3 protein-coding genes are annotated in these 4489 nt (G+C 66.1%); 2 read left to right on the forward strand and 1 reads right to left on the reverse strand.

Annotation, left to right across the window (positions count from 1 at the left end):
• Positions 1-123 precede the first annotated feature (123 nt).
• Positions 124-1185 carry a Cj0069 family protein gene (locus Q4F73_RS11665; protein WP_303359513.1) on the reverse strand — a complete coding sequence of 354 codons (1062 nt, stop codon included), beginning with the start codon at positions 1183-1185 and terminating at the stop codon, positions 124-126.
• A gap of 250 nt (positions 1186-1435) precedes the next feature.
• Here Q4F73_RS11665 and Q4F73_RS11670 point away from each other — a divergent pair, with 250 nt between their 5' ends.
• Positions 1436-2317, forward strand: a complete 882-nt coding sequence (locus Q4F73_RS11670; protein ID WP_303359514.1) for a sulfurtransferase — start codon at positions 1436-1438, stop codon at positions 2315-2317.
• A gap of 276 nt (positions 2318-2593) precedes the next feature.
• Entirely contained in the window at positions 2594-4366 is a 1773-nt protein-coding gene (locus Q4F73_RS11675) for an acetyl/propionyl/methylcrotonyl-CoA carboxylase subunit alpha (protein ID WP_303359515.1), read from the forward strand.
• Positions 4367-4489 lie beyond the last annotated feature (123 nt).

The following is a 4489-nucleotide window of genomic DNA, read 5'->3' on the forward strand; positions in this document are numbered from 1 at the left end:
ACGCCGATCCGGACTCCGTGTCCCGGCTCCTCGACGGGAAGTAGCGTCGGCTGGCGGACATGACAACGGCACCCCGGAACAGTCTCAACCGGGGTGCCGTTGTCGTCAGTGACTAGGCGGATTCTAACCCTCGTGCTTGGCCTCCACGCGGCCGATGGCCTCCTTGGCCACCAGCTCCTGGATGCCCATGTCCAGCTCGGAGGTGAAGCCGACGCAGGAGCAGTTGATCTCACCGAGAACGTAGGTGTCGTTGCCGTCCTCGTCGGTGTCGAGCATGAAGTCCGCGGTCCAGATGAGCGGGATGTTGTCGCCGCCGAGGTTCTCGGCGATGACGGGGCGGGCCTCGGCGAACATGTCGACCAGGTCCTGCCACTTCTCCGGGGAGTCGTAGGTGTACTTGGCGCCGGAGAACAGGGTGGCGGAGAAGTTGTCGCCGCCCTCGGCCGGCTTCTTGTGCACGACGAACACCGGGTGCGGGCCCACGAGGAGGATGCGGATCTCACCCTCGACGATGCGCGGCATGAAGCGCATGTCCACGAGCATGCCGTTGTTGCCGATGATGTACTGGTCGCAGAAGTCCATGAACTCGCCGAGCTCACGGGTCTCGGTGTGGTTGTCCACGGCCTCGGTGGCCTTGAGCTTGGTGTCCAGCGGCAGGGCGGTGCCCGGCTCGACGGATGCGGCCAGTTCCTTGTCGGCGAGCTGGACACGCCAGATGCCGGAGCCGGTGGAACCGCGGTTCTGCTTGAGCACGCGTTCACCGTAGGACAGGGAGGTGGGGAAGGTGTTGTGGAAGTCCTCGACCTCGTAGTACGCGGCGGTGTCGGTGGGGACCAGGTCGGTGTCCTTCAGCTTGACCAGGGCGTCCTTGGCGCCGTAGGCCATCATCTCCTCCGGGGTGGACATGCCGACCAGGCCGGACTCGGAGAGGCGGGAGAGCAGATCAAAGTAGCCGTCCTCGCCGCCGGGGATGTTGCCCGGGTTGACGCGGGAGATGTAGCCGTCGAAGTTCTGGGAGACGTGCTCGTAGAGGTGCTCGGTCCATTCGGGGCGGTAGAAGACGACCTCAGCGTGCCAGCCGGCCTCCTTGATGGCGTTGACGATCGGCATGGTGTCCTTGCGGTGGCCGTCGATGAACTTGTCGGATCCGCCCTCGACCTCGAAGACGACGATTGCCTTGTGCACAGAGCACCCCTTTCAGGGAGTAAAAGTGATGCGGCGCTCATGTTTTACGCCGTTAACATGCAATTTTAGTCCCTGGATGTGTGATGTACCCAGTGGGCAGACAACTAGTAATTAACAACACACCGCTCTCCCCCGCGTGACCCCGTGCACTCGTCTGAACTACTGTTGGGTCTGACTGTTCAGCCCGTTCATCACACCATATACCCCGGCGGTTCGCGCCCGGGGTATCGCCCAGAAAGGCGGGAGCCCCGTGGCCACTCCCTTCGATCCCCACCCCCAGTTCCAGGAGTACGCCCACCCCGAGCGTCTCGTCTCGGCGTCCTGGCTCTCCGCCCGCCTGGGCACCCCGGGACTGCGCGTGATCGAGTCGGACGAGGATTCCCTCCTCTATGACATCGGGCATCTGCCGGGGGCCGTGCGCATCGACTGGCAGAAGGACCTCAATGATCCCGTCTCCCGGGACATCGTCGACGGCGAGGCTTTCGCCGCCCTCATGCGTTCCAAGGGCATCAACCGGGAGGACACCGTGGTCATCTACGGCGATCAGTCCAACTGGTGGGCGGCGTTCACCCTGTGGGTGTTCACCCTCTTCGGCCACGAGGACGTCCGGCTTCTCGACGGTGGCCGGGACGCCTGGATGGCAGAGGAACGCGACACCTCCTTCGTCGTCCCGGAGTTCCCCGAGTCGGACTACCCCGTCGTCGAACGCAACGATGCCGAGTACCGGGTGTTCGTCGATGAGATGCTGGGGATGATCGGCCAGTCCGCCATTGTCGACGTCCGCTCCACCGAGGAGTTCCACGGAGATGTCAGCGCGGACGACACCCCCGCGCTGGCCCCTGCCCTGCGCCGGGGGCATATCCCCACCGCGGTCAACATGCCCTGGCAGGACAACGTCCACCCCAACTCGCGTTTCCGTTCCCGCGAGGAGCTCTCCGACCTTTACTCCTCCCTCGACCCGGCGGCGGAGACCACCGTCTACTGCCACGTGGGTGATCGCACGGCCCACACGTGGTTCGTGCTCAAGTACCTGCTGGGCTTCGAGAAGGTCCGCAACTACGACGGTTCCTGGGTCGAGTGGGGCAACATGGTGCGCATGCCGATCGCCCGTGGCGAGGCTGAACACGCGTAGTTTTTGGCTTTTCGACGCCCGCGGCACCCACCGCGGGCGTTTCCCTTTCGCCCCCGAAAGTGTCATGGTGGCGACCTGCCTGCGGCGGCACGCCGAAGGTAACGGGATGATTTCGGAGGGCTTCTACTGGCGTTTTCCGACAATTTGGGGCAAAATCTCGAACCTGACGGAATGCTCACGTTTTTGTGTGCAAGAATAGTCGCATGCGTCGCGCGGCCGCCTGCAGCGGGCGGGCCGACGCGAACCACCAACGCAGCACATGAAAGGGACCCCCAAGTGGCAGTAGAGACCAAGAAGATCACCAAGGTCCTCGTGGCCAACCGCGGCGAGATCGCGGTCCGTGTGATCCGAGCCGCCAAGGACGCGGGCATCGCCAGCGTGGCCGTGTACGCCGAGCCGGACGCGGACGCCCCGTTCGTCGGAATGGCAGACGAGGCCTTCGCTCTGGGTGGCCAGTCCTCCGCGGAGTCCTACCTCGTGATCGAGAAGATCATCGACGCCGCCACCAAGGCCGGCGCCGACGCCATCCACCCCGGATACGGCTTCCTCGCCGAGAACGCCGACTTCGCCCAGGCCGTCATCGACGCCGGCATCACCTGGATCGGCCCGCCGCCGTCCGCCATCGCCGACCTCGGCGACAAGGTGACCGCCCGTCACATCGCCCAGCGCGCGAACGCCCCCATGGTGCCCGGCACCAAGGACCCGGTCGCCGGCGCCGAGGAGGTCGTCGCCTTCGCCGAGGAGCACGGCCTGCCGATCGCCATCAAGGCCGCCTTCGGTGGCGGTGGCCGAGGCATGAAGGTCGCCTACTCCATGGACGAGGTCACCGAGCTCTACGAGTCCGCCACCCGTGAGGCCGTCGCCGCCTTCGGCCGCGGCGAGTGCTTCGTCGAGCGCTACCTGGACAAGGCCCGCCACGTCGAGGCGCAGGTGCTGGCCGACCAGCACGGCAACGTCATCGTCGCCGGTACCCGCGACTGCTCCCTGCAGCGTCGCTTCCAGAAGCTCGTCGAGGAGGCCCCGGCCCCGTTCCTCACCGAGGCCCAGCGCACGGAGATCCACGAGTCCGCCAAGCAGATCTGCCGCGAGGCCGGTTACTACGGCGCCGGCACCGTCGAGTACCTCGTCGGTTCCGACGGTCTCATCTCCTTCCTCGAGGTCAACACCCGCCTGCAGGTCGAGCACCCGGTCACCGAGGAGACCACCGGCATCGACCTGGTCCGCGAGCAGTTCCGTATCGCCGAGGGCCAGGAGCTGCGCCACAAGGAGGACCCGACCCCGCGCGGGCACTCCTTCGAATTCCGCATCAACGGCGAGGACGCCGGCATGAACTTCATGCCGGCCCCCGGCACCGTCACCCGCTACCACCAGCCGGACGGCCCGGGTGTCCGCGTGGACTCCGGTGTCCGCGAGGGTTCCGTCATCGGCGGCCAGTTCGACTCCATGCTGGCCAAGCTCATCGTCACCGGTGAGACCCGCGAGGAGGCCCTGCAGCGCGCTGCCCGTGCACTCGACGAGTACGTCGTCGAGGGCATGCCCACCGTCATCCCCTTCCACCGCCATATCGTGGAGAACCCGGCCTTCATCGGGGACGAGACCGGCTTCGAGGTCTACACCAAGTGGATCGAGGAGGTCTGGGACAACCCGATCGAGCCCTTCGTCGATCCGGCCGACCTGCCCGAGGACGAGGCCACCCCGGCCCACAAGGTGGTCGTCGAGGTCGACGGACGCCGCGTCGAGATCTCCCTGCCGGGCGATCTGGCAATCGGTGGCGGCGCCGCCCCGAAGAAGAAGGCCAAGAAGCGCCGTGCCGCCGGTGGGGCCGGTGGCGCCTCCGGTGACTCCGTGGCCGCCCCGATGCAGGGCACCGTCATCAAGGTCAACGTCACCGAGGGCCAGGAGGTCACCGAGGGCGAGGTCATCGTGGTGCTGGAAGCCATGAAGATGGAGAACCCCGTCAAGGCGCACAAGTCCGGCGTCGTCGAGGGCCTGGCCGTCGAAGAGGGAGCCGGCGTGACCAAGGGTCAGCTGCTCCTCGAGATCAAATAGTTTTCCCCTCCCGCAGACCCCGTCACCTCTCCAGGTGGCGGGGTCTCGGCATGCCCCACAGTGAATTCACGCCGTCGAAAGGAGTCGCTTCTCGACGCCCCCCGGACACCTTTAGACCGCGTG

Source organism: Corynebacterium sp. (assembly GCF_030535495.1).
Classification (GTDB): Bacteria; Actinomycetota; Actinomycetes; order Mycobacteriales; family Mycobacteriaceae; genus Corynebacterium.